Origin of the sequence: Nonomuraea sp. NPDC052265 (assembly GCF_044547985.1) — a bacterium.
Taxonomy (GTDB): Bacteria; Actinomycetota; Actinomycetes; order Streptosporangiales; family Streptosporangiaceae; genus Nonomuraea.
In genome coordinates, this window is sequence record NZ_JBIUBJ010000003.1 from 412,002 (window position 1) to 436,268 (window position 24,267).

21 protein-coding genes, 1 tRNA gene and 1 pseudogene are annotated in these 24,267 nt (G+C 69.5%); 13 read left to right on the top strand and 10 right to left on the bottom strand.

Annotation, left to right across the window (positions count from 1 at the left end; all coding sequences use genetic code 11):
• Positions 1-7 precede the first annotated feature (7 nt).
• Together ACIHAD_RS11390 and ACIHAD_RS11395 are read right to left on the bottom strand one after the other, a co-directional pair.
• Positions 8-430 carry a pyridoxamine 5'-phosphate oxidase family protein gene (locus ACIHAD_RS11390; RefSeq protein WP_397354251.1) on the bottom strand — a complete coding sequence of 141 codons (423 nt, stop codon included), beginning with the start codon at positions 428-430 and terminating at the stop codon, positions 8-10.
• Positions 421-915 carry a LysR substrate-binding domain-containing protein gene (locus tag ACIHAD_RS11395; RefSeq protein WP_397354655.1) on the bottom strand — a complete coding sequence of 165 codons (495 nt, stop codon included), beginning with the start codon at positions 913-915 and terminating at the stop codon, positions 421-423. The genes ACIHAD_RS11390 and ACIHAD_RS11395 overlap by 10 nt, the downstream gene beginning before the upstream one ends.
• Before the next feature lie 56 nt (positions 916-971).
• Here ACIHAD_RS11395 and ACIHAD_RS11400 point away from each other — a divergent pair.
• Together ACIHAD_RS11400 and ACIHAD_RS11405 are read left to right on the top strand one after the other, a co-directional pair.
• A pseudogene (locus ACIHAD_RS11400) lies at positions 972-1,145 on the top strand (dehydrogenase); the annotation flags it as partial.
• A 190-nt stretch (positions 1,146-1,335) separates the two neighbouring features.
• Complete coding sequence (locus ACIHAD_RS11405; RefSeq protein ID WP_397354252.1) at positions 1,336-1,929, top strand: TIGR03086 family metal-binding protein; 594 nt, start codon at positions 1,336-1,338, stop codon at positions 1,927-1,929.
• A 123-nt stretch (positions 1,930-2,052) separates the two neighbouring features.
• Here the strand turns inward: ACIHAD_RS11405 and ACIHAD_RS11410 are convergent.
• A tRNA-Leu gene (locus ACIHAD_RS11410) sits at positions 2,053-2,125 on the bottom strand.
• Between the two features lie 89 nt (positions 2,126-2,214).
• Here ACIHAD_RS11410 and ACIHAD_RS11415 point away from each other — a divergent pair.
• From ACIHAD_RS11415 to ACIHAD_RS11425, 3 genes are all read left to right on the top strand, one after another.
• A complete protein-coding gene (locus ACIHAD_RS11415) occupies positions 2,215-2,799 on the top strand; it encodes a response regulator (RefSeq protein WP_352327599.1) in 585 nt (194 codons plus the stop codon).
• Between the two features lie 151 nt (positions 2,800-2,950).
• Positions 2,951-4,243 (top strand): ABC transporter substrate-binding protein, encoded by a 1,293-nt coding sequence (locus ACIHAD_RS11420; protein ID WP_397354253.1) that lies wholly within the window; start codon positions 2,951-2,953, stop codon positions 4,241-4,243.
• A gap of 252 nt (positions 4,244-4,495) precedes the next feature.
• Positions 4,496-5,803, top strand: a complete 1,308-nt coding sequence (locus ACIHAD_RS11425) for an ABC transporter substrate-binding protein (protein WP_397354254.1) — start codon at positions 4,496-4,498, stop codon at positions 5,801-5,803.
• A gap of 3 nt (positions 5,804-5,806) precedes the next feature.
• On the opposite strand, the gene ACIHAD_RS11430 is transcribed toward ACIHAD_RS11425, so the two are convergent.
• Positions 5,807-6,475 (bottom strand): hypothetical protein, encoded by a 669-nt coding sequence (locus tag ACIHAD_RS11430; protein WP_397354255.1) that lies wholly within the window; start codon positions 6,473-6,475, stop codon positions 5,807-5,809.
• A 370-nt stretch (positions 6,476-6,845) separates the two neighbouring features.
• Between ACIHAD_RS11430 and ACIHAD_RS11435 the strand changes: the two genes are divergently transcribed.
• Complete coding sequence (locus ACIHAD_RS11435; protein WP_397354256.1) at positions 6,846-8,141, top strand: ABC transporter substrate-binding protein; 1,296 nt, start codon at positions 6,846-6,848, stop codon at positions 8,139-8,141.
• 59 nt (positions 8,142-8,200) lie between these two features.
• Here the strand turns inward: ACIHAD_RS11435 and ACIHAD_RS11440 are convergent, their stop codons facing one another.
• From ACIHAD_RS11440 to ACIHAD_RS11465, 6 genes are all read right to left on the bottom strand, one after another.
• Positions 8,201-8,602, bottom strand: a complete 402-nt coding sequence (locus ACIHAD_RS11440; RefSeq protein WP_397354257.1) for a hypothetical protein — start codon at positions 8,600-8,602, stop codon at positions 8,201-8,203.
• A 59-nt stretch (positions 8,603-8,661) separates the two neighbouring features.
• The gene (locus ACIHAD_RS11445; protein ID WP_397354258.1) at positions 8,662-9,510 is read right to left on the bottom strand and encodes an ABC transporter ATP-binding protein; all 849 of its coding nucleotides are present in this window, start codon (positions 9,508-9,510) and stop codon (positions 8,662-8,664) included.
• Positions 9,507-10,445, bottom strand: coding sequence for an ABC transporter ATP-binding protein (locus ACIHAD_RS11450; RefSeq protein WP_397354259.1), 939 nt, complete (start codon positions 10,443-10,445; stop codon positions 9,507-9,509). The genes ACIHAD_RS11445 and ACIHAD_RS11450 overlap by 4 nt, the downstream gene beginning before the upstream one ends.
• Positions 10,435-11,433 (bottom strand): branched-chain amino acid ABC transporter permease, encoded by a 999-nt coding sequence (locus ACIHAD_RS11455; protein WP_397354260.1) that lies wholly within the window; start codon positions 11,431-11,433, stop codon positions 10,435-10,437. The genes ACIHAD_RS11450 and ACIHAD_RS11455 overlap by 11 nt, the downstream gene beginning before the upstream one ends.
• A 16-nt stretch (positions 11,434-11,449) precedes the next feature.
• On the bottom strand, positions 11,450-12,739 hold the full coding sequence (locus ACIHAD_RS11460) for a branched-chain amino acid ABC transporter permease (RefSeq protein ID WP_397354261.1): 1,290 nt from the start codon (positions 12,737-12,739) through the stop codon (positions 11,450-11,452).
• A gap of 389 nt (positions 12,740-13,128) precedes the next feature.
• On the bottom strand, positions 13,129-13,479 hold the full coding sequence (locus ACIHAD_RS11465; RefSeq protein WP_387645449.1) for a PaaI family thioesterase: 351 nt from the start codon (positions 13,477-13,479) through the stop codon (positions 13,129-13,131).
• A gap of 131 nt (positions 13,480-13,610) precedes the next feature.
• On the opposite strand from ACIHAD_RS11465, the gene polA reads away from it, so the two are divergent.
• The 7 genes from polA to coaE all read left to right on the top strand — a co-directional run bounded on the left by polA (position 13,611) and on the right by coaE (position 24,226).
• Positions 13,611-16,301, top strand: coding sequence for a DNA polymerase I (gene polA / locus ACIHAD_RS11470; RefSeq protein ID WP_397354262.1), 2,691 nt, complete (start codon positions 13,611-13,613; stop codon positions 16,299-16,301).
• Positions 16,302-16,463: 162 nt separating this feature from the next.
• Complete coding sequence (locus ACIHAD_RS11475; RefSeq protein WP_397354263.1) at positions 16,464-17,519, top strand: polysaccharide deacetylase family protein; 1,056 nt, start codon at positions 16,464-16,466, stop codon at positions 17,517-17,519.
• 192 nt (positions 17,520-17,711) lie between these two features.
• Positions 17,712-19,193: a 30S ribosomal protein S1 gene (rpsA, locus tag ACIHAD_RS11480; protein ID WP_125631182.1), complete on the top strand. Its 1,482-nt coding sequence runs from the start codon at positions 17,712-17,714 to the stop codon at positions 19,191-19,193.
• Positions 19,194-19,314: 121 nt separating this feature from the next.
• Positions 19,315-20,436, top strand: coding sequence for an epoxide hydrolase family protein (locus ACIHAD_RS11485; protein WP_397354264.1), 1,122 nt, complete (start codon positions 19,315-19,317; stop codon positions 20,434-20,436).
• Positions 20,437-21,215: 779 nt separating this feature from the next.
• Positions 21,216-22,796 carry an alpha/beta hydrolase gene (locus ACIHAD_RS11490; protein WP_397354265.1) on the top strand — a complete coding sequence of 527 codons (1,581 nt, stop codon included), beginning with the start codon at positions 21,216-21,218 and terminating at the stop codon, positions 22,794-22,796.
• A gap of 220 nt (positions 22,797-23,016) precedes the next feature.
• The gene (locus ACIHAD_RS11495) at positions 23,017-23,469 is read left to right on the top strand and encodes a GNAT family N-acetyltransferase (RefSeq protein WP_397354656.1); all 453 of its coding nucleotides are present in this window, start codon (positions 23,017-23,019) and stop codon (positions 23,467-23,469) included.
• Positions 23,470-23,623: 154 nt separating this feature from the next.
• A complete protein-coding gene (gene coaE, locus ACIHAD_RS11500; RefSeq protein WP_397354266.1) occupies positions 23,624-24,226 on the top strand; it encodes a dephospho-CoA kinase in 603 nt (200 codons plus the stop codon).
• Positions 24,227-24,267 lie beyond the last annotated feature (41 nt).

The following is a 24,267-nucleotide window of genomic DNA, read 5'->3' on the forward strand; positions in this document are numbered from 1 at the left end:
GCGCCGGTCAGCCCAAGGAGCCCAGGTCCGCCGACAGCCACCGCTCGGGCCGCATCCTGAACGTCACCAGGACGTGCAGGTCCGAGCCATGGACGTAGCCCGACACCGCCTCCGGCGGCAGGTAGCGGGCCGCGATGCGGGTCAGCTCCTCGATCGTCGTGGGGTCGGAGCGCACCACCGGGCCCTCGACCGACACGTACCGGTAGGTCGGGCTGATCCGCTGGACCAGCATGGTGAACCGGCCCGCCTTCGCCACCAGCCGCGCCTTGCGCGACTCGCTGTCGGTCAGGAACCTGATCTCGCCGCCAGGGCCGTAGTCGTACCAGACGGGCACGGCCAGCGGCGCCCGTCCCGCGCCCGTCTCCACCGCCAGGCTCGCGATGTGCGGCTCGGCCAGGAACGCCTCCCGCTCGGTCACGCTCAACGGCATCCCCCGCCACCCCCGTCTCGTTCGTGGTGATCCGTCACAAAGGACTGTTCCCGGCGAACCGCCTGTGAAATCCCGTCCGCCACGGTCGTGGCGACCCGCACGAACGCCGCCGGCGCCCGCGAACGTCTCCCCTGCTGCCAGGCCAGCACCACGGTGGTCGGCGCGGCGTCCACGACCGGCACGCACTCCAGGTCGCGCCGCAGGTGGTCCCGGACCGACTCCGCAACCACCGCCACCAACCGGCCCAGCGCCACGAGCTGCATCAGCGCGGCCTGATCCCCCGGACCGGGATGCCGCCCCGGCCAGCAGGGCGTCGGATCCGCCTCCAGGTCGGCCAGGCACAGCCGGTCGCGCCCGGCCAGCCGGTGCCCCGGCGGCAGGACCGCGACGCCGTCCTCCACCCGCAGCGACTCGCTGTCGAACCCCGTCAGGTCCTCGAACGGCGTGGGCAGGAACGCCACGTCGGCGGTGCCGTCGCGCAGCAGCCGCGCCGGCGGCGACCGTCCGCGCGGTCTTCGGGACCAACGTCGTGCGCGTCCTCATGGTCACCAACGCCATGCTGCCCCTGCTCAGACGCTCGCCGGCCCCTCGCATCGTCAACGTCTCCAGCGGCATGGGCTCCCTCGCCCACCACACCGACCCCCGCCACTACATGTCCGCCCTGCCCGCCGCGGCCGCCTGCCCGCCGTCGAAGGCCGCGCTGAACGCCCTCACCGTCCAGTACGCCAAGGAGCTCCGCGAGGACGGCGTCCTCGTCAACGCCGCCTGCGCCACCGACTTCACCGAGGACCTGCCACTGAAAATCACTCGCACCGCCGCCGAGGGGCCGCCATCATCGTCAGGTTGGCCACCCTCGGGCCGGACGGGCCGACCGGTGGATTCTTCGACGATGACGGGACAGTGCCTTGGTAGACATCATCGAGCTCAACCGGCGGTCGGTGCGGGCCACCGTCGACCTGGTGAACACGATCAAGCCCGGCGACCTCGACCGGCCGACTCCGTGCGCCGGATGGGCCGTCCGCGACCTGCTGGAACACCAGATCGTGCAGAACCACGGCTTCGCCCTGGCGGCCTCGGGCGCGCGTTCGGAACTGGCGAATTGGCGGCCGAGCCCCCTGGGCGCGGACCCGGTGGCCGAGTACGCCGCCTCGGCGCAGGCCGTCATCGCCGCCTTCGCCGCGGAGGGCGTGCTCGACCGGGCCTTCTTCCTGCCCGAGATCCGCGACGGCGGCCCGTTCCCGGCGGCCATGGCGATCGGCTTCCACTTCATCGACTGCGTCGTGCACGACTGGGACCTCGCCAAGGCGCTGGCCGTGCCGCCCAACATCGACGACGACCTCGCCGAGGCCGCCCTTCCGCCGGCCGCGCAGGTGCCCGACACGCCGGTCTCGCGCGGTGCGGGGAAGGCGTTCCTGACCGGTGTCGAGCCCGGTGACGCCCCCACGGCGCTCGACCGCGTGGTCGCCCTCCTGGGCCGCTCGCCGTCCTGGACGCCCTGAACCGGTCAGCAATTCCGGATCAACGTGTCGATCCGGCGGTCGGACGAGCGGGCGCCGGGGTGCTGTCGTCATCGACGAACAGGAAACCGCCCGGCCTACGAGGGGGCCGGGCGGTCAGGCCGGTGCCCCGGGTGGGATTCGAACCCACACTGTATGGATTTTGAGGCCATCGACTCTGCCGTTGGTCTACCGGGGCGGTTTCGTCCGGTTGGTGATCTCGGAGCGTCATGCCCGAGGCCGCACCGGCGTGGATCTAATCTACCGGACGTCTGTACTCTTCTGCTCGTGAGTACGCAGCGGCGAGTAGTGATCGCGGAAGACGAGGCCCTGATCCGCCTCGACCTCAAGGAGATGCTCCAGGAGGACGGTTACGTCGTCGTGGGCGAGGCCGGTGACGGGGAGCAGGCGATCCAGCTCGCCGCCGACCTGCGGCCCGACCTCGTCATCCTCGACGTGAAGATGCCCGTGCTCGACGGCATCTCGGCGGCCGAGCGCATCGTGGCCGACCGGATCGCGCCGTGCCTCATCCTCACCGCCTTCTCCCAGCGTGATCTGGTGGAGCGCGCGCGTGACGCGGGGGCGATGGCCTACCTGGTGAAGCCGTTCACCAAGGCCGATCTGGTGCCGGCGATCGAGATGGCGGTCAGCAGGCACGAGGAGATGGTGGCGCTGAGCGCTGAGGTGTCCAGCCTCTCGGAGCGGCTGGAGACCCGCAAGCTGGTCGAGCGGGCCAAGGGTCAGTTGATGGCCCAGCATGGCTGGACGGAGCCGCAGGCGTTCCGGTGGATCCAGAAGGCGTCGATGGACCGGCGGCTGAGCATGCGGGAGGTTGCTCAGATCGTTATAGACGACGCGGCCGAGCGGGCGTGAAAAAGGCCTATATCAGGTGATTTAGCCCCGCGGGTTGTGGCCCGGTCACGACTGGGCATCCAACCGGCTTCGGCTTCTTCCCGCGCAGGCGTCCCGGCGCATGCTGATGGGCGGACGGAAGGTCCGCTCATCTCGAACGGAGACGCTTTCGATGATCCGCATTTCCCGCGCGCTGGCCGTCGCCACAGCGGCGAGCCTGGCGCTGGCGGCATGTTCGACCGGCGGCACGACCGCCGGATCGGGCGCCACGGGCGCCGCGTCCGTGAAGCCCTCCTCGGCCGCCGCGGCCAAGGGGGACGGCACGCTGACGATCGGCACCGTGCTGCCCCAGACGGGCAATCTCGCATATCTGGGACCACCGGAGTTCGCCGGGGTCGATCTGGCGCTCAAGGCGATCAACGACGCAGGGGGCGTGCTGGGCAAGCCGGTGGCCAAGATCGACACCGACTCGGGCGACACCACCACCAACATCGCCTCCCAGTCGGTGGACAAACTGCTCAGCCAGAAGGCCGACGCGATCATCGGCGCGGCCTCCTCGTCGGTGTCGGAGTCGATCCTGGACAAGATCACGCGGGCGGGCGTGGTGCAGTTCTCGCCGGCGAACACCTCCGACAAGTTCACCACGATCAACGACCAGGGCCTGTACTTCCGCACGGCGCCGCCGGACAAGCTCCAGGGACGGGTCCTGGGCGACCTGGTGGTCTCCGACGGCAGCGACACCATCGGCATCCTGGCGATGCAGGACTCCTACGGCTCGGGCCTGGCCGACCAGGTGACCAAGACCGCCGAGGCGGCCGGCGCCAGCGTCGTGGAGCGGGTGGACTACGACCCGAAGGCGGCCGAGTTCTCCGCGGACGTCGCCAAGATCAAGGCCAAGAACCCCAAGGCGATCGTGCTGATCGGCTTCGAGGAGACGGCGAAGGTCGTGCAGGAGCTGGTCAAGCAGGGTCTGACGGCCGACAGGTTCACGTGGTACATGGTGGACGGCAACATGTCGAACTCCAACTACCTCAAGATGCCCAAGGGCACGCTCAAGGGCGTCAAGGGCACGATCCCGGGTGCGGCGGCCCCGGAGGCGTTCCAGAAGCGGCTGCTGACGGTGAACCCGAAGCTGACGAACTACACCTACGCGGCGGAGTCGTACGACGCGACGACGCTGATCGCGCTGGCGGCCGAGGCGGCCAAGGACGACTCGGGCACCGCGCTGGCCCCCAAGCTGATCGAGGTCAGCAAGGGCGGCGAGAAGTGCCAGGACTTCAAGTCCTGCGCCGACCTGCTCAAGGCGGGCAAGGACATCGACTACGACGGCGTGAGCGGCCCGGTGGACTTCGACGACGCCGGTGACCCGTCGGTCGCGACGATCGGGGTCTACCAGTACGACAAGGACAACAAGTACGACGCGGCCAAGGCGCTCGAATATCGCAAGGGCAACATCGCCGGCTAGCCGGTGACGACAGCAAGCCGGACATCCCACCATGGAACCACCCCAGTCACGATATTTCAGGCTGGGCTGGTTCATTTGGAGTCAAGACCGTAACGCTGATGAAACATGCAATTACAGACGGTGATTGCGACATTACAAATTAGCATAAAAGTACCCGAAATCCCCCACACCTCCCCGTCAAAGAGGCATGCTGAGCTCGATAAACGCAGCGAGGGAGATCGTTCCCCGCTGGGAATAAGGGGAGTCTCTTTTATGATCCGCATTGCTCCAGCAGGGCGCTTCCTGGCGGTCGCGGCGGCGGCGAGCCTGGCCCTGACGGCCTGTGGCGGCGGTGGCGACACGGCCGCGCAGCAGACCACGTCCGCGGCGCCGTCCTCGTCGGCCCCGGCCACCCAGACGGAGGCGGCCAAGGGCGACGGCACGCTGACGATCGGCACCGTGCTGCCGCAGACCGGTTCGCTGGCGTTCCTCGGCCCGCCCGAGTTCGCCGGGGTCGACCAGGCCGTCAAGGAGATCAACGACGCGGGCGGCGTGCTCGGCAAGCCGGTCACCAAGATCCACACGGACTCGGGTGACACCACCACGAACGTGGCCTCGCAGTCGGCGGACAAGCTGATCGCGCAGAAGGCCGACGCCATCATCGGCGCCGCCTCCTCGTCGGTGTCCGAGTCGATCATCGACAAGGTCACCGGGGCCGGCGTGGTGCAGTTCTCGCCCGCCAACACCTCTGACAAGTTCACCACCATCAGCGACCAGGGCCTGTACTTCCGTACCGCGCCCCCGGACAAGCTCCAGGGCCGCGTGCTCGGCGACCTGATCGCCGCCGACGGCAACGACACCATCGGCATCCTGGCGATGCAGGACTCCTACGGCTCGGGCCTGGCCGACCAGGTGACCAAGACCGCCGAGGCGGCCGGCGCCAGCGTCGTGGAGCGCGTCGACTACGACCCGAAGGCGGCCGAGTTCTCCGCGGACGTCGCCAAGATCAAGGCCAAGAACCCCAAGGCGATCGTGCTGATCGGCTTCGAGGAGGGCGCCAAGGTCATCCAGGAGCTGGTCAAGCAGGGCCTGACGGTCGACAAGACCAAGTGGTACATGGTGGACGGCAACATGTCGAACACCAACTACCTCAAGATGCCCAAGGGCACGCTCAAGGGCGTCAAGGGCACCATCCCCGGCGCCGAGGCCCCGGAGGACTTCAGGAAGAAGCTCCTGGAGATCAACCCCAAGCTGGAGGACTACACCTACGCCGCCGAGTCCTACGACGCCGCGATCCTCATCGCCCTGGCCGCCGAGGCAGCCAAGGACGACAGCGGCAAGTCCATCGCCGCCAAGCTGCCCGAGGTCAGCAAGGGCGGCGAGAAGTGCAAGACCTTCAAGGACTGCGCCGACCTGCTGAAGGCCGGCAAGGACATCGACTACGACGGCATCAGCGGCCCGATCGAGTTCAACGACGCCGGTGACCCCGCCGTGGCCACCATCGGCGTCTACCAGTACGGCGACGACAACAAGTACGCCCCCAAGGCCCTGGAGTACCGCACGGGCAACATCGAGGGCTGACCCTCACCCGCCGCCCAGGCCGCACACTCGCAGCGAGTACTGGATCAGCCGATCCTGCAGCGGCTTGGGCGGCACCACGATCACCACCCGCTCGGGCCCCCCGTCCACGGTGGCCCGCACCGGGAACAGGAACGCCTTCTTCGCCTCGGCGAAGGCGTGCGGGTCGCAGCGGCCGGGGGTGAGCGTGACCGGCACCTCCAGTCGCCGCCGCCCGGCCTCCAGCTCGGCCACGGGCCGCCCGGCGGCGTCCGGCGTGATGATGTAGTGCGTGGTGCCGTCGAGCTCGGTCAGCGTCACCTTGCCGGCGCCGCGCCGCGTGACCACCAGGTTGCCCCGCATCGCCTTGCCCACCTGCTTCCAGTCGGGCCCGAACTCGATGCCGGCGGCCTGCTTGATGAGGAACTCCGAGCACTCGTCCCGTAACAGGCGGGTCAGCAGCGGGCTGGGGTGCGGCACCTTGAAGACCACCCGGCGCGGCTGCTCGGAGCCGGCGCGGATGTCGGCCACGACGGTCGCGGGCTGGAGCTGTGGCAGGCCCGCGGGCAGGCAGTTGGCCGCGCCGTAGGTGATGCGCAGGTCGGTGCGCTCGGTCCGCTTGATCGTGGCGTCCGCCTTTTCCGGCGGCAACGTTTTGAACGACGGCGTCACGAGCTGGACGTCCGCGAAATACACGGGTATGCCGGTGGTATTACGGACGGCCACCTCCAGCGCGTGCACGGGCTCGTCGGAACGCCATTGCTCCAGCGTGACCGATACGCCGGCGGGAGGATCCGAGGAAGGCGGCGCGGGCGGCGGGGACGAGGTGCACCCGCCAAGAAGGACCGCCATGACTAGGACAGGCGTAAAACGCTTCACCCGACGCACATTAAGCCTGCTAGCGCAGGTCCGTAAGTTGAGGACTGATTACGACTCCGCATCCAAGTGCCGACAGTTCACCCCGCCATCTGGCTGGAGTACGCAGCGATTTTGTACGTTTCCGTCATTCGATCGGGAGCGCTCGGCGGTGCTGAGGATCCCGGCCTGGAAATGAAGGAGACACTTCATGATCCGCATTGCTCCCGCGGGGCGGGCGCTGGCTGTCGTGGCCGCCACCAGCTTGGCCCTGACGGCCTGCGGCGGTGGCGGCAGCAACACCGCCACGCAGACCACGCAGCCGGCCGCGCCATCCTCGTCGGCCCCCGCGGCCAAGGGCGACGGCACCCTCACGATCGGTACGCTGCTGCCCCAGACCGGTTCGCTCGCCTTCCTCGGCCCGCCCGAGTTCGCCGGCGTCGACCTGGCCATCAAGGAGATCAACGAGGCCGGGGGCGTGCTGGGCAAGCCCGTCACCAAGTACGACACCGACTCGGGCGACACCACCACGAACATCGCCTCGCAGTCGGTGGACAAGCTCCTGGCCCAGAAGGCCGACGCCATCATCGGCGCCGCGTCCTCCTCGGTGTCGGAGTCGGTGATCGACAAGATCACGGGTGCGGGCGTCATCCACTTCTCGCCGGCCAACACCTCCGACAAGTTCACCACGATCGAGGACAAGGGCCTGTACTTCCGCACCTCGCCGCCGGACAAGCTGCAGGGCCGCGTGCTCGGCGACCTGGTGGTGTCCGACGGCAACGACACCGTCGGCATCCTGGCGATGCAGGACTCCTACGGCACCGGCCTGGCCGACCAGGTGCAGAAGACGGTCACCGACGGCGGCGGCGAGGTCGTCGAGCGCGTCGACTACGACCCCAAGGCCGCCGACTTCTCCGCCGATGTGGCCAAGGTCAAGGCCAAGAACCCCAAGGGCATCGTCCTGATCGGGTTCGAGGAGACCGCCAAGGTCATCCAGGAGCTGGTCAAGCAGGGCCTGCCGGCCGACAAGCACAAGTGGTACATGGTCGACGGCAACACCTCCAACACGAACTACGTCAAGATGCCCAAGGGCACTCTTGAGGGCGTCAAGGGCACGATCCCGGGCGCGGCCGCCCCGGAGGAGTTCCAGAAGAAGCTCCTCGGCATCAACCCCAAGCTGGAGGACTACAGCTACGCCCCCGAGTCCTACGACGCGATGAACCTGCTCGCGCTGGCCGCCGAGGCCGCCAAGAGCGACGCGGGCGTCGACATCGCCGCCAAGCTGGCCGAGGTCAGCAAGGGCGGCGAGAAGTGCAAGGACTTCAAGAGCTGCGACGACCTGCTCAAGGCCGGCAAGGACATCGACTACGACGGCGTGAGCGGCCCGGTCGAGTTCAACGACGCCGGTGACCCCGCCGTGGCCACCATCGGCATCTACCAGTACGGCAAGGACAACAAGTACGCCACCAAGGCGCTGGAGTACCGCACCGGCAACATCGCCGGCTGATCAGCGTCCTCCCGTAGTTCCTGACGAAGGGCCCGGTCCGCGCGGATCGGGCCCCTTCGTCATGCGCAGCCGGCCACGATCTGGTCGGCGGCGGCCCGGTACTGCCGCAGCAGCGCGACCTGCCGCTCGTGCGGCACGTCGTTCCTGGACAGGCCCGCGGTGGTCGTCTTGACGCTCTGTACGGCGGCGTGCAGCGAGGCCGGCAGCCGGTCGCCGAACTGGAGCGTGATGCCGCGCAGCTCGGCCAGCCGGCCGATGACGGCGTCCTCGAAGTACTGCTGTTCCTCCTGGCCCTTCGGCTTGAGCATCAGGCCGGCGTACCCGATGGCCGAGACCACGCGCGCGCACGGGCTGTCGGTCGGGTCGCCGCCGGTGCTGTACCTCTGCGCCGAGGAGGCGTCCTCCTGGCAGCCGACGAGCAGGATGGGCAGGATGAGCGCCACTGTCAGCAATCGTTTCACAGCGCTCATTAAAAAACGGCGAAGGGGCTCCGGGGGAGCCCCTTCGCCGTTCGATTCGGTTACGCCTTGGCCAGCGTGCCGAGGTACAGCTCGATGACCTTGGGGTCGTTGGCGAGCTGCCTGCCGGTGCCGGTGTAGGCGTTGCGGCCCTGGTCGAGCACGTAGCCGCGGTGGCAGATCTGCAGGCAGCGTCGGGCGTTCTGCTCCACCATGATCACGGTCACGCCCGCCTTGTTGATCTGCTGGGCCTGGATGAAGACCAGGTCCTGGAGCTTGGGCGACAGGCCCGCCGACGGCTCGTCGAGCAGCAGCACCGACGGCTCGGTCATGAGCGCCCTGGCCATGGCCACCATCTGCCGCTCACCGCCGGACAGGGAGCCCGCGCGCTGCTTGCGCCGCTCCTTGAGCGCAGGGAACAGCTCGGCGACGAACTCGAAGCGCTCCTTGAACTTGCCGGGCACCTGGAAGGCGCCCATCTCCAGGTTCTCCTCGATGGTGAGGCTGGGGAAGACGTTGTTGGTCTGCGGCACGTAGCCGACGCCGCGGGAGACCAGCGAGTGCGCCTTCATGTTCGTGATGTTCTCACCCTTGAGCAGCACCGTGCCGCTGCGGATGTTGACCAGCCCGAACATCGCCTTCAGCAGCGTCGACTTTCCGGCGCCGTTGGGGCCGATGATGCCGATCAGCTCGCCCTCTTTGACGTAGAGGTCGGAGCCGTTGAGGATGTTGACGCCCGGCAGGTAGCCGGCGATCAGCTCGTCGCACCGCAGCACGGCGTCGGCCGCGCCCTCCAGGTGCGCGGCGCGGTCGGTGACGGCCGCCTGCGACTCGGGGGCGGCCTCAGCGGCGGCCTCAGCGGCCGTCTCGGCGGCCGTCTCGGGGGCGGTCGTCTCGGGGACGTCGCTCACTTCTGCGTCTCCTCTTCGATCTCGGCCTCCAGCGCCGCCTCGGCCTCCTGGAGCTGCGTCTCCAGTTCGGTGTCCGACAGCGGGGCGTCGTGGTGGGCGCCGAGGTAGGCGTCGATCACGCGTTCGTCCGACATGATCGTGTCCGGCGGGCCCTCGGCGATCACGTTGCCCTGCGCCATGACGATCACCCAGTCGCTGATGTCGCGGACCATGTCCATGTCGTGCTCGACGAACAGCACCGTCATGCCCTGCTCGCGCAGGTCCTTGACGTGGCCGAGCAGCGACTGGGTCAGGGCGGGGTTCACGCCCGCCATGGGCTCGTCCAGCATGACCAGCTCCGGCTGGACCATGAGGGCGCGGGCCATCTCCAGCAGCTTGCGCTGGCCGCCGGACAACGATCCGGCGAAGTCGTCCCGCTTGGGGCCGAGCTTGAAGCGTTCGAGGAGCTCCTCGGCGCGGACGGTGATCTCGTCCTCCTGGCCGCGCCACATACTGGGGATGAGCGCCCGCCAGAAGGTCTCGCCCTTCTGCCGCTGGGCGCCCAGGCGCATGTTCTCCATGACGGTCAGGCGGGACAGCGCCTTGGTGAGCTGGAAGGTGCGCACCATGCCGGCGCGGGCGACCTTGTGGGCCGGCACCCCGTTCATGCTGCGGCCGTTGAACGTCCACGAGCCGGAGTCGGCCGTGTCGAAGCCGGTGAGCTGGTTGAAGAAGGTCGTCTTGCCGGCGCCGTTGGGGCCGATCAGCGCGGTGATGGAACCCCGCTGGATCTCGACGTGCCCGACCTCGACCGCGGTCAGGCCGCCGAAGCGGCGCACGACGTTGTCGACGGTGAGGATCGGGTCCGGCTTGGGCACGCCCGGCTCGCGGGCCAGGTCCTTGAAGACGGCCAGCGCCGCGGCCTTGCGCTCGGTGGCCGTGGTTTCAGCGTGCATTGATCGCTATCTCCCTCTTGTCGCCGAAGATGCCCTGTGGCCGGAAGATGAGCAACAGGACGAGGCCCAGGCCGACCAGGATCCAGCGGACGGCGCCCACCTGGTTCGTGTCCATGAAGGTGATGATCCCGGCGCCGACGGCCTCGGAGAGCACGCCGTAGATCAGGACGAGCAGCACCCAGAAGATGGACGCGCCCACGACGGGCCCGAGCACGCGGGCGGCGCCGCCGAGGATGACCATCGTGTACGCGTAGAACGTGGTCTCGGTGCCGAAGATGTCGGGCTGGACGGAGGCGTAGGCCAGGCCGTAGATGAAGCCGCCCAGGCAGCCCACGACGCCGCCCAGGATGAGCGACTGCATCTTGTAGGAGAAGACGTTCTTGCCGAGGCTGCGCACGGCGTCCTCGTCCTCGCGGATGGCCTTGAGCACGCGGCCCCAGGGGCTCTTCATCAGTAGGAAGACCAGCCCGCAGCACAGGGCGATGAGCACCCAGCCGACGGTCAGCACCCACAACACCCGGTTGTTGAAGAACAGCGGGACGGAGCCGAGGTTGAAGCCGTACTGGCCCTCGGGGTAGGGGTTGAGCGCGTAGAAGCCGTCGGAGAAGCCGCGCTGGCCGTCCGAGCCGCCGAAGACGCTCTTGAACGCCACCGAGCGGAACACCAGCCGGACGATCTCGGCCGCCGCGATGGTGACGATGGCCAGGTAGTCGGCGCGCAGCTGGAGGGTCGGGATGCCGAGCAGGACCGCCAGGAGCGCGGCGGCGAGCAGGCCGACGATGATGCCGACCCAGAACGGCAGGCCCATGACGGTGACGGTGACGGCCAGGCCGTAGCCGGCCACGCCCATGAACGCCGCCTGGCCGAAGTTGAGCAGGCCGGTGTAGCCGAATTGGATGTTGATGCCGATCGCGGCGAGCGCGTACAGCACGGTCTCGACGCCGACCGCGGACTTCAGCGTCGTGCTGATGATCGTGATCCAGTCCATTCTGATCCTCCCCCGATCAGCCGATTCGCTCGCGGCGGCCCAGGATGCCCTGGGGCCGGACGAGGAGCACGATGATGAGCACGACCAGCGCGCCGACGCTCTTGAGCTCCGGCGGCACCCACAGCGTGGAGACCTGGATGAACAGGCCGACCACCAGCGATCCGACCAGCGCGCCGAAGGCGGTGCCGAGCCCGCCGAGCGTGACGCCGGCGAAGATGAGCAGCAGGATGTCCTGGCCCATCGTGTACTTCAGGTTCTGCGAGAGCCCGAGCATGATGCCGGCCAGCGCCGCGATGCCGCCGCCCAGGGTCCAGATGGTCCGGATGACCCGGTCGACGTTGATGCCCGACGAGGCCGCGAGGGCGGGGTTGTCGGACACGGCCCTGGCCGCCTTGCCGGTACGGGTGCGCAGCAGCGCGAAGCCGACCAGGAGCAGCACGGCCAGCTCGATGCCCATCGCCACGAAGTTCTTGGGGGCCGCGGAGATCGGCCCGACCTGGATGCCGGGCTGGGCCGTGTACTGGGCGTAGGCCTCGTTCTGGCCGCCGAAGAAGATCAGCATGACGTAGCGCATGACCAGCGCGACGCCGATGGAGATGATCATCATGGCGATGGTGCCGGTGCCGCGCCTGCGGAGCTGGCCCCAGAAGAGGCGGTCCTGGGCGTAGCCGAACGCGCCGCCCAGCGCGACGGCGAGCACCGCGGCGGGGATGAGATGGAGGCCTGCGCCCACGTTGAACATGTACGCCAGCACCGCGCCGAGCGTGACCAGCTCGCCGTGGGCGAAGTTGGTCAGGCCGGTCGTGCCGTAGATCAGCGACAGGCCGAGCGCGGCCAGGGCGATGATCAGGCCGAGATTGAGCCCCTCGAAGGTGAGCTGCGCCGCCGTGTCCCAGAAGCTGCTCTGACCGCTCTCGTCGTCTCCCTGCGGCTGGCCGGCCACACCCTTGGCCTGCAACGCGAACAGCACGGTCGAGCAGTTGCCCTCGAAGACGGTCGGCGTGCGGACGTTGCCGCCCCCGCGCACCTCGGCGTTCTTCGGCAGGCTGCCGGGGTCAAGGGTGACCTTGAACTTGCCCTTGTCGGTAGGAACTTCCCACGTGCCCTGTGCGTTTGTTGTGACCTCCTTGACGGGTTGTCCGCCCTCGGTGGTCACGGCGATTTTGACGCCGTTCACTGGCTGGCCTTGGAGTTTGAGCGTCCCCTTCAAACCCTGGCATCCGGCCGGCCCCGCCTGCGCGGGACTGGCCAGCAGGAAGATGAGTCCACCCAGGAAGGCCGTGAACGCGATCACGGCTCTGCGCAATGGTGCTCCCTCAAATAGGTCAAGGCGGGGTTGTACCCCTCCATCTCGACACGCGCGCATCGCAGGCACAACTGGGATGCAATGGCGGGAGCTTATTCCGCAGACGCCCGTTTCAGTATCGTTCGTCACCAATTAGTGACATGCGTGTGGCACACATGTGAGGAAACAACGCGGCAGGTCAGGGGCTAAATGAGGGAAGACGCCTGGCCAGGCCGGAAACGAAACGATAACGATGGGGAGAAAAGGTGGACGAGCCCGCGGAGCGGCCTTTGGGGCCATGTAGGGCTTCCCCGGCCGCACACGTTATCTACCGGGCCTCCCCGCGGGCTCTGTTCGGACAACCGTAGCGATCGATGTGGCCGCTGCGCAAAGGTTCGGTCAAAGTGACGTCAGGGGCGCTGGTCGCGCAGCATGCAGGTCAATCGGGAGGTGCAGACGCGCCGCCCCTCCTCGTCGGTGATCTCGATGTCGTACGTCGCCAAGGTGCGTCCGCCGTGCAACCGGGTCGCGACCCCGGTCACGTACCCGGAGGTCGCCGAGCGGTGATGGGTGGCGTTGATCTCGATGCCGACGGCGATGCGGCCCGGACCCGCGTGGATCGCCGCCGCCACCGAGCCCAGCGTCTCGGCCAGCACCGCCGACGCGCCGCCGTGCAGCAGGCCGTAGGGCTGGGTGTTGCCCTCGACCGGCATCCTGCCGACGACGCGCTCGGGCCCGGCCTCGACGAACTCGATGCCCATCCGGTCGGCCAGCGTGCCTTCGTGCACCGCGCCGTACGCCGAGAAGTCCAAAGGATCGGTCTGCGTCAAGGGGATCTCTCCACTCTTCCGAGCTCGGGTTTTCTGTCGTTGACGCAGACTAGGCTGCGTACGTGCCGAAGAGTGAAGTGACCCCCAGCCGCCCGTGTCTGTTGCTGCTCGACGGGCATTCCCTGGCCTACCGCGCCTTCTACGCGCTCAAAGACGCCAACCTCATGACCACCGACGGTCAGCACACCGAGGCGGTCTACGGGTTCACCTCGATGCTGACGAACATCCTGCGCGACGAGCAGCCGACCCACGTGGCGGTGGCCTTCGACAGGTCGGAGCCGACGTTCCGCCACGAGGAATACTCCGACTACAAGGCCAACAGGAGCGAGACCCCCGAAGACTTCCGCGGCCAGATGCAGCTCATCTACGAGCTGCTCGACACGCTGCGCATCCCGCACCTGTCCAAGGCGGGCTTCGAGGCCGACGACCTCATCGCCACCCTGGCCACCCGCGCGGCCGGGGAGGGGATGAACGTCCTGATCGTCACCGGCGACCGCGACGCGCTGCAGCTCGTCAACGAGCACGTCACCGTGCTGATGACGCGCCGGGGCATCAGCGACATGACCAGGTTCACCCCCGACGCGGTCGAGGAGAAGTACGGCCTGACCCCGGCCCAGTACCCCGACTTCGCCGCCCTGCGCGGCGACCCCAGCGACAACCTGCTGTCCATCCCCAGCGTCGGCGAGAAGACCGCGGCCAAGTGGGTGCGTGAGTTCGGCTCGCTGGCCGCGCTGGTCGACCGCGTCGACGAGGTCAAGGGCAAGGTCGGCGACAAGCTGCGCGAGCACGTCGCCCAGGTGCTGATGAACCGCCGCCTCACCGAGCTGCTGCGCGAGGTGCCGCTCGACGTCGAGCTCGGCGACCTCACGCAGGGCGTGTGGGAGCGCGAGGAGATCAACAAGCTGTTCGACACCCTGCAGATCCGCGGCGAGCTGCGCGAGCGCGTCTTCAAGGTGCTCGGCACCGGCGAGGCGGAGCCCGAGCAGGGCTTCGAGGTCGAGACCGTCATCCTCGGGCCCGACCGGGTGGCCGGCTGGCTGGCGGCGCTGCCGCAGGGCCGCGCCGGGCTGGCCTTCAAGGGCTCCTACGGCAGCGGCACGGGCCGCATCGACGGCATCGCCATCGCCTCGCCCGACGGCACCGCCGCCCACATCGACCCCGTCAAGCTCACCGAGGCCGACGAGACGGCGCTGCGGGCCTGGCTGGGCGACCGGAGCAGGCCCAAGGCCGTCCACGACGCCAAGGGCCCGATCCTGGCCCTGTGGGCCCAGGGCCTGGAGCTGCGCGGCCTGAGCTGCGACACCGCGCTGGCCGCCTACCTCGCCATGCCGGGCCAGCGCACGTTCGCGCTGGAAGACCTGGCCAGGCGCTACCTCCACCGCGACCTGCGGGCCGAGGAGGAGTCCGGCGGCCAGGCCGCGCTGTTCGGCGACGACGAGGACGCCCCGGCCAAAGACCTCGCGCTGCGCGCCCACGCCGTGCGCGAGCTGGCCGACTCCCTTGAGGGCTTCCTGGCCGGCCGCGGCGGCACCCAGCTCCTGGCCGACGTCGAGCTGCCGCTGCTGTCGGTGCTGGCCGAGATGGAGCGGGCCGGCATCGCCGTCGACAGCCAATACTTCGCGGGCCTGGAGGCCGAGTTCGGCGCCGCGGTCAAGCACGCCGTGGAGGAGGCCCACCGCTCCGTCGGCGAGCAGTTCAACCTCGGCTCGCCCAAGCAGCTTCAGGAGATCCTCTTCACCCGGCTCAACCTGCCCAAGACGAAGAAGATCAAGACCGGCTACGGCACCGACGCCGACCAGCTCGCCTGGCTCGCCACCCAGACCGAGCACGAGCTGCCGACGATCATGCTGCGCCACCGCGACCAGCAGAAGCTGCGCACCACGGTCGAGGGCCTGATCAAGGAGGTCGGCGACGACGGGCGCATCCACACCACGTTCAACCAGATCATCGCCGCGACCGGCCGCCTGTCGTCGGAGAAGCCCAACCTCCAGAACATCCCGATCCGCACCGCCGAGGGCCGCCGCATCCGGCAGGGCTTCGTGGTCGGCGAGGGCTACGATCAGCTGCTGACGGCCGACTACAGCCAGATCGAGCTGCGCATCATGGCCCACCTGTCCGGCGACGAGTCGCTGATCGAGGCCTTCGAGTCCGGCCACGACTTCCACCAGGCCACCGCGGCCCGGGTGTTCGACCTGCCGCCCGAGCAGATCGACGGCGAGCTGCGGGCGCGCATCAAGGCGATGAACTACGGCCTGGCCTACGGCCTGTCCGACTTCGGCCTGTCCGGGCAGCTCAACATCCCGGTCTCCGAGGCGCGGGCGCTGAAGGAGGAGTACTTCACCGAGTTCGGCGGCGTGCGCGACTTCCTCCAGGCCATCGTGGCCCAGGCGCGCACCGACGGCTACACCGAGACGATCATGGGCCGCCGCCGCTACCTGCCCGACCTGACCAGCGACAACCGCCAGCGCAGGGAGATGGCCGAGCGCATGGCGCTCAACGCCCCCATCCAGGGCTCGGCGGCCGACATCATCAAGGTCGCCATGCTCCACGTCCATCAGGCCATCGCCGAGGAGGGGCTGTCCTCCCGGATGCTGCTCCAGGTCCACGACGAGCTGGTGTTCGAGGTCGCGCCGGGCGAGCTGGAGACCTTGCGGCAGCTCGTGTGCGACCAGATGAACGCGGCCTACCACCTGCGCGTTCCGCTGGAGGTCTCGGTGGGCGTCGGGCGTACGTGGGAGGACGCCGGCCACTGACGATGTTTATCCCGACACGGCGGGGCAGTCCGACATATCGCGAACGGCGTGGCCCCGCCGTCTCCGGGGCTTCTCGTCTACGCTGAAGACAGTTTTGGCCGAGATGCCGGGAGATTTGTGCGGGTACCAACGTCATTCACGCGGATCATCGCAATCGCGAACGTGGCCGTGGTGACCGTGGCCATCGTCGGGCTGAGCCTCTTACCTGACGGCGGGACCCCCACTACCCAGGCGTCGGCCAAGGTCGGCGTGATCGCCCCCGTCACACCCCCGCAGGGACAGCCCCAGGACGCCTCCGAGCCCCCCGGCGTGGTCGCCACCCCCGAGTTCGCCCGGCAGGTGCGCGCCAACGAGGCGGGCCTGGTGCCGATCCTCATGTACCACCGGATCCTGCGCAAGCGCGTGGCCTCCATCGACCGCACCCCCGGCCAGCTCAGGCAGGAACTGGAGAAGCTGGCCAAGCAGGGCTACGTGCCCATCACGGCCCGGCAGTTCGCCACCGGCGACATCCGGGTGCCGGCCGGGCGGTTCCCCGTGGTGCTGACGTTCGACGACGGGCACCCGAGCCACTTCGCGCTCGACGCCTCCGGCAACCCCAAGCCCGACACCGCCGTCGGCGTGATCCTCGACGTGGCCGCCCGATACCCCTCGTTCCGGCCGGCCGCGACGTTCTGGATCACCCGTGAGCCGTTCGGGCTGCGCGATCGGGACCAGCAGGCGGCCGCCGTGCGGTGGCTGGTCGATCACGGCTTCGAGGTCGCCAACCACACCTGGTCCCATCCGGATCTGCGACGGCTGCCGAAGAAGAAGGTGCGCGAGCAGATCGTCCGGCTGGAGCGCCTGCTCAAGAAGCTGGGGGCGCCGCCCGACAAGACCCTGGCCCTGCCGTACGGGTCGGTGCCGCGGCCCAAGAAGCTCGCCCGTACCGGCTCCTGGGACGGGACCCGCTATGATTTCGCGGGCGTGTTCCTCGCCGGGGCCCAGCCGTCCCTTTCGCCCTACGCGAAAAATTTCGACCGCGGGGCGATCCAGCGGATCCAGAGCAACGGCAAGCGCGGGGAGTGCCGCAAGTGGTGCTCCCAGTACTGGCTGGAGTGGCTGAACAAGCACCCGGGCGACCGCTACGTCTCGGACGGCGATCCCGCGCGGATCTCCATCCCGCGGAAACAAAGGGGTAATATCAACCCCAAGCGGGAGTCCCAGATCATTGCGTACTGATGCGCCCCCGGATTGACCCCGCGGCCAACGTCTCATATGCTGATCGCTGCGCTGTGGGCTCGCGCGCGCCTCAGACGGAGCGGGCTCGCGCTCGGTCACGTCGATGTCGTCATTCCTCGGCTTGATGCGGAAGAGGGCCTGCCGCGCATCCGCCACATCGACATCCTGTCCGCGTTCGGAGCAATTCCACACATGACGTCCAGCACTGAGGCCACCTCGAGCACCCCGCAGGTAGCGGTCAACGACATCGGGTCCGAGGAAGCCTTCCTCGCAGCGATCGACGAGACCATCAAATACTTCAACGACGGCGACATCGTCGAGGGCACCGTCGTCAAGGTCGATCGAGACGAGGTCCTTCTCGATATCGGCTACAAGACCGAGGGTGTCATCCCCTCGCGCGAGCTTTCGATCAAGCACGATGTCGACCCTGCTGACGTCGTGGAGGTCGGGGAGCACGTCGAGGCCCTGGTTCTCCAGAAGGAGGACAAAGAGGGCCGCCTGATCCTGTCCAAGAAGCGCGCGCAGTACGAGCGCGCCTGGGGCACGATCGAGAAGATCAAGGACGAGGACGGCATCGTCACCGGTACCGTCATCGAGGTCGTCAAGGGTGGTCTCATCCTCGACATCGGCCTGCGCGGCTTCCTCCCCGCCTCCCTGGTCGAGATGCGACGCGTCCGCGATCTGCAGCCGTACGTCGGCCGCGAGCTCGAGGCGAAGATCATCGAACTCGACAAGAACCGCAACAACGTGGTTCTCTCCCGCCGCGCCTGGCTGGAGCAGACGCAGTCCGAGGTGCGCCAGACGTTCCTCAACACCCTGCAGAAGGGCCAGGTCCGCAAGGGCGTCGTCTCTTCTATCGTCAACTTCGGCGCCTTCGTCGATCTTGGCGGGGTCGACGGTCTGGTCCACGTGTCCGAGCTGTCCTGGAAGCACATCGACCACCCGTCCGAGGTCGTCGAGGTGGGCCAGGAGGTCACGGTCGAGGTCCTCGACGTCGACATGGAGCGCGAGCGCGTCTCCCTGTCGCTCAAGGCCACGCAGGAAGACCCGTGGCAGCAGTTCGCCCGTACCCACCAGATCGGCCAGGTCGTGCCGGGCCGCGTCACCAAGCTGGTGCCGTTCGGTGCGTTCGTCCGGGTCGAGGAGGGCATCGAGGGCCTGGTCCACATCTCCGAGCTGGCCGAGCGCCACGTGGAGATCCCGGAGCAGGTCGTCCAGGTCGGCGACGAGATCTTCGTGAAGATCATCGACATCGACCTCGACCGTCGTCGCATCAGCCTCTCGCTGAAGCAGGCCAACGAGGGTGTCGGCACCGAGGTCGAGTTCGACCCGACCCTCTACGGCATGGCGGCCACGTACGACGACCAGGGCAACTACATCTACCCCGAGGGCTTCGACTCGGAGACCGGGGAGTGGCTCGAGGGCTTCGACAAGCAGCGTGAGGAGTGGGAGCGGCAGTACGCCGAGGCCCAGACGCGCTTCGAGGCTCACCGCAAGCAGATCGAGGAGGCCCGCAAGGCCGAGGCGGAGGCCGGCGAGGCCGCTCCCTCGTCCTACAGCGGCGAGACCGCTCCTCCGTCGGGCAGCTCGTCGTCGGCTCCGGCCAGCGGCGCGCTCGCCTCTGACGAGGCGCTCGCAGCCCTCCGCGAGAAGCTCGCGGGCGGCCAGAGCTAAGGCTCAGCCTTGAAAATGCCCCGCACGGGTTTCCCGTGCGGGGCATTTTCATGCCCTGCACTTTTTGCCGGGACGGGTATCGCGGAACGAACCTTGCCGCATGGGTCTCTACGGTTCTTCCATGACGCCTTTTCGCATCGACGTTCCGCAGGCCGACCTCGGCGACCTCAAGGAGCGGCTGCGCCGCACCCGCTGGGCCCGGCCGCTGCCGGGCGGGTGGGATCGGGGGGTGCCGGTCGACCATCTGCGCGAGCTGGCCGCGTACTGGGCCGACGAGTTCGACTGGCGCGCCCATGAGGCTCGGCTCAACGCGTTCGACCAGTTCACCACCGTGATCGACGGGCAGACGATCCACTTCCTGCACGTCCGCTCGCCCGAGCCGCACGCGCTGCCCATCGTCCTGACGCACAGCTGGCCGAGCTCCGTACTGGAGTTCGCCGAGGTGGTCGGGCCGCTCACCGACCCGCGGGCGTACGGGCTCGACCCGGCCACCGCCTTCCACGTCGTGGCGCCCTCGCTGCCCGGGTTCGCCTTCTCGCCGTTCCCCGACACGCCGGACGAACGGCCGTGGAGCATCGCCCGCGTGGCCCGTACGTGGGCCGAGCTCATGTCCCGCCTCGGCCACGACCGTTACGGCGCCCACGGCAACGACGCGGGCGCGCTGGTGACAGCCCAGCTGGCCGCCCTGGACAGCGAGCACGTGGTGGGCTCGCTCATCACCGCCGGTCTCGGCATCCCCACCGGCGATCCCGGCGAACTGGACGGGGCGGACGAGGAGGAGCTGGCCTCGCTCGCCGAGCTGACCGCGTGGACCTCCGGCGGCAGCGGATACGGTCCCTACCTGGCCAAACGGCCTCAGACGCTCTCCTACGGGTTCGTGGACTCGCCTGTGGCGCAGCTCGCGTACCTGGTGGAGCGGTTCAAGGAGTTCGACGGCTGGTCGCCGCTGAAGGAGCCCGTCGGACGGGACCTCGTCCTGGCCACCGCCAGTCTGTACTGGCTGACCGGCACGGGTGGCTCCTCGTCGTGGCCGTACTACGAAGGGGCCGCCGGGTTGCCGATCGATCAGCGGGCGGTGCCGACGGGGGTCTCGCACGGGGGGCCGGCGATCATGCGGCGCATCGCGTCCCGCGGGAACGACCTGCGGTGGTGGGGCGATGCCGTGAGCCCCAGCCACATGGTGGGCCTGGCCGCCCCCGACACCCTGGTCACAGCCATCCGCACCTTCTTCGACCTGCTCTGACCCAGAGCCCGGCCACCTCGGGCCACGGCGGCCGCCCACGATGTCCCTGACGTCGCCCTGTCCGCCACCGACCTCACCCACCTTCCTAGGCCGAGCGGCGGCTGCCTGACCCGTCGCGGCGGGGCGTGTGGTGGTCGGGGCCGTACGGCGACGCGGGTCCGGCACGGCGGCTCCCCGTCGTGAGTCTCGCACCGTGGGTCTGGGTCCTGCCCTACGCCCCGGCCCGTCCCGTTCTGTGCCGGCCCGGGTGCCGGGCAGCGCTCCACCCAGAGCCGGTGCGCATCTGCGGCCCAGGGGCCCGTGGCACGGCGACCCGCCGAGCGGTTGCCAGATTTTACCCAGCGAGCTTTTGCGACTTCTCTACCTGCGAAGACGGCCGCTGGGAAACTGGCATGCGGCTGGAGGCACGAACGTTCGGGGGCGATGCGGTGCGTATGGTTCAGCGCGTGATCCCGGTGGTGGCGGCGGTCACCGTCCTGGTCCCGGCGGCAGGCGGTGGAGTCGGGCAGGCGATGCGTATGGAGGCCTCCCCACGCCCCTGGCCGGAACGGGACGTGACCGAGCTCGCGGCACCAGAGCGGGAAACGGCCGACCTCGCGAAGCCGGAACGGGACGCGACCGAGCTGACGGAGCCGGAACGGGAAGCGGCAGACTCGGCCGGGTCAGCCGGGTCGGCCGGGTCAGCCGGGTCAGCCGGGTCAGCCGGGTCACTCGGGTCAGCCGGGTCCGAGCGTGGGGCGGCCGGATCGGCGGGGCCGGAGCAGGACCTCGGTGGGCTCGTGAAGCCGGTGCCTGGCCGGGAGACGGCGGCGCTCGCCTGGTCGGAGTGCGGGGACGGTCTGCGATGCGCCACGTTGTCCGTGCCCGCCGACTGGGCCAAGCCGCGCGGAGCCCGCACGACCATCGAGCTCGCCATGCTCCCCGCCCAGGACCCGCTGCGGCGGCTCGGGGCGCTGGTGGTCAACACCGGGTCCGCCTCGGTCGTCCGTGAGGTCAGGGCGCGGCCGGACACCGTGGGCGAACTGGCCAGATGGTTCGACGTGGTCCTGGTGGAGGCACGCGGGGCGGGCGAGCGGGACGACGTGGGGGTGTGCCCCAGGTCGCAGCCCGACCCGGCCCGGCTGCAGGTGGCCGCGGGGCGGACGGCCTGGCGCGCGTTCGCCAGGGACAACGCCGTCCACGACCGCGCCTGCCGCGCCGCGCTCGGGGCCGCCTACGCAGGACTGTCGTCCTGGCAGGTCGCCCACGACCTCGACGCCGTACGCGCCGCGCTGGGGGAGTCGCGGCTGCGCTACCTCGGCAACGGCTACGGGAGCGTGTACGGGCAGGCGTACCTGGAGCTGTTCCCCGGCCGGGCCGGACGGATGTATTTGGAGGGGCTGCCCGACCACACCGAGACCGGGCTCGAACGGCGGCTGCTCGCCCTCGCCCGTGCCCAGGAACGGCAGCTCGGGTACTTTCGCGACTGGTGCCGGACCCGTCCTGGTTGCCCGCTCGGCCACGCGGACGCCATCCGGGTGTTCGACGCCCTGGTCAAGCGCGCGCCGCTGCGGCTCGGTGGCGGCGAACGTACGGTGAGCGGGCACGAGATCGCCGCCGCCGTACGGGCGGGCCTCACGCCCGCACGCTGGCCGGCACTCGCGCACGCCCTCTCCAGGGCGAGAACGGGCGACGCCACGGGCCTGGCCGCCATGATCCCCACCGAGCACCCGCAGTCCACGCCGCCCTCCACCGCCACTCCTGAAAGGACGGCGGCACCCCATGGCACCGGCTGGACGCCTGCGGCAGGGGGAACCGCCGCGTCCGGCGGGGGTGTGGCGGAACCGAAGCTGCGGGTGGGGCAGGACGCTCCAAGGACAGCGGCGGGGGCGGTGGCGTTCGGGGTGGGGGAGGTTGGGCCGGGGGATGTGGAAGGGGTCAGGTGGTGTCATGACTTCGGGTTGGCCGTGCCCGGATATCGGCGGTTCTTGCAGGTGGAGGCGCGGTTGCGGAAGGTGGGGCCGCGGGTGGGGTGGTTGAGCGGGAGGGCGGAGGTCGCCAGGTGCCTGGGCGCGACGCGATCGCCGGGCTGGGCGCCGCACCCGGTGCCGGCCGGGCTCAGGGTGCCGCCCGTGCTGGTCGGGGTCGGACGGCTGGACAACGAGACGCCGTCCTCCGGGGCGGCGCGGGTGGCCGGGCAGCTCCCCGGGGCGCGGGTGCTGTGGCATGGCGACGGGCAGGGCGCGTACCTGGCGCAGGGCGTGAGCAGGCTGCGGGCGGCCTGCCTGCGTACGAAGGTGCACGACTACCTGGTCAACGGCGCGATGCCGAAGCCGGGCACGTTCTGCCCGGGCGAACTGACGGCGGGGAACGCCCCGTAGCCGAGAGTCGGGCCTCCAGCGCCCCAGAACCGGGCTCAATGCCTCAAGCGCCCCAGAACCAGGCTGAGGGCCTCCTGCGCTCCGGAACCGGGCCTCAGGGCCCCCTGCGCCCGGGAACCGGGCTCAGGGCATCTGAGGCGCTGGGGAGAGGTTCTGGGCCGGGGGGCGGGTGGAGGAGTTGGAGGTGGGGCGGGGAGGTGGCCGGTAGGGTGCTGGCGTGATGGTCGAACGGGCGGTGGCGGCGGACGCGGGAGAGATCCTCACCCTGCAACGGGCGGCGTACGTGAGCGAGGCTCAACTCTACGGCGACCCCTACATCCCTCCGCTCGTGGAGTCGCTGGAGCAGGTGCGCAAGGCCGTCGAGGCGGCCGTCGTGCTCAAGGCCGTGGACGCGGGCCGGATCGTCGGCGCCGTGCGGGGGCAGCTGTCCGGCACCACCTGCCTGATCGGGCGGCTCGTGGTCGCGCCCGACAGGCAGGGGCAGGGGCTCGGTACGGCACTGCTCGAAGCGCTGCACGAGCAGGTGCCGGAGGCGGAGGCGTTCGACCTGTTCACGGGCCATCTGTCGGACGGGAACCTGCGCCTGTACCGGCGGCTCGGCTACCGGGAGACCAGCCGGGAACGGATGGACGACCATCTGACCCTGATCCACCTGCGCCGCCAGACAGCCTGATCGCTCCGCCGGACGCGTTCACGGCCGCCACCTCCGCCCGCCGCCCTCGCCGAAGAAGCCGGTCAGTCGCTCACCCGCGCCACCACGGACGTCGGCGTGAGCGTTCTGGTGTCGTCGGGATGACCGGGTACGGCGGGATGGGTAGTCTTTTCCGGTGTTGAAGATTGGGCTCACCGGTGGCATCGGCTCGGGCAAGAGCGAGGTGTCCAAGCGGCTGGCGGCCAGAGGCGCCGTCGTGGTCGACGCTGACAAGATCGCGCGTGAGGTGGTCGAGCCCGGCACTGTGGGGCTGGCCCGGGTGGTGGCGGCGTTCGGGGAGGGTGTGCTGCACCCCGACGGCTCGCTGAACCGGGAACGGCTGGGCTCGGTGGTCTTCGCCGACCCCGACCGGCTGGCCGCGCTCAACGCGATCGTGCATCCGCTGGTGGGGGAGCGGGTGGCCGAGTTGCAGGGGCAGGCGCCCGACGACGCGATCCTGGTCTACGACGTGCCGCTGCTCGTGGAGAACAAGCTGGCGCCCATGTACGACCTGGTGATCGTGGTCGACGCGGCCGACGAGGTACGGATCCGGCGCCTGGCCGACCATCGCGGCATGCCGGAGGCCGACGCCAAGGCCCGCATCGCCGCCCAGGCGAACCGGGAGGACCGCCTGGCCGCCGCCGACCTGGTGATCCCCAACGAAGGCTCGCTGGACGACCTGGAGGCCCGGGTCGACGAGGTCTGGCACGAGCTCGTACGCCGCGCCGCCCGCGGATAGCCGCCGACCCGGCCCCCGTACGTCGAGACCGCGGCCTGCGG

Coding starts and splice junctions, on each gene's coding strand:
- ACIHAD_RS11390 (WP_397354251.1), bottom strand. CDS start 430: ATGCCGTTGAGCGTGACCGAGCGGGAGGCGTTCCTGGCCGAGCCGCAC.
- ACIHAD_RS11420 (WP_397354253.1), top strand. CDS start 2,951: ATGATCCGCATTTCCCGCGCGCTGGCCGTCGCCACAGCGGCGAGCCTG.
- ACIHAD_RS11425 (WP_397354254.1), top strand. CDS start 4,496: ATGATCCGCATTGCTCCAGCAGGGCGCTTCCTGGCGGTCGCGGCGGCG.
- ACIHAD_RS11435 (WP_397354256.1), top strand. CDS start 6,846: ATGATCCGCATTGCTCCCGCGGGGCGGGCGCTGGCTGTCGTGGCCGCC.
- ACIHAD_RS11450 (WP_397354259.1), bottom strand. CDS start 10,445: ATGCACGCTGAAACCACGGCCACCGAGCGCAAGGCCGCGGCGCTGGCC.
- ACIHAD_RS11455 (WP_397354260.1), bottom strand. CDS start 11,433: ATGGACTGGATCACGATCATCAGCACGACGCTGAAGTCCGCGGTCGGC.
- ACIHAD_RS11465 (WP_387645449.1), bottom strand. CDS start 13,479: ATGGGCATCGAGTTCGTCGAGGCCGGGCCCGAGCGCGTCGTCGGCAGG.
- rpsA (WP_125631182.1), top strand. CDS start 17,712: ATGACGTCCAGCACTGAGGCCACCTCGAGCACCCCGCAGGTAGCGGTC.
- ACIHAD_RS11485 (WP_397354264.1), top strand. CDS start 19,315: ATGACGCCTTTTCGCATCGACGTTCCGCAGGCCGACCTCGGCGACCTC.
- ACIHAD_RS11495 (WP_397354656.1), top strand. CDS start 23,017: ATGGTCGAACGGGCGGTGGCGGCGGACGCGGGAGAGATCCTCACCCTG.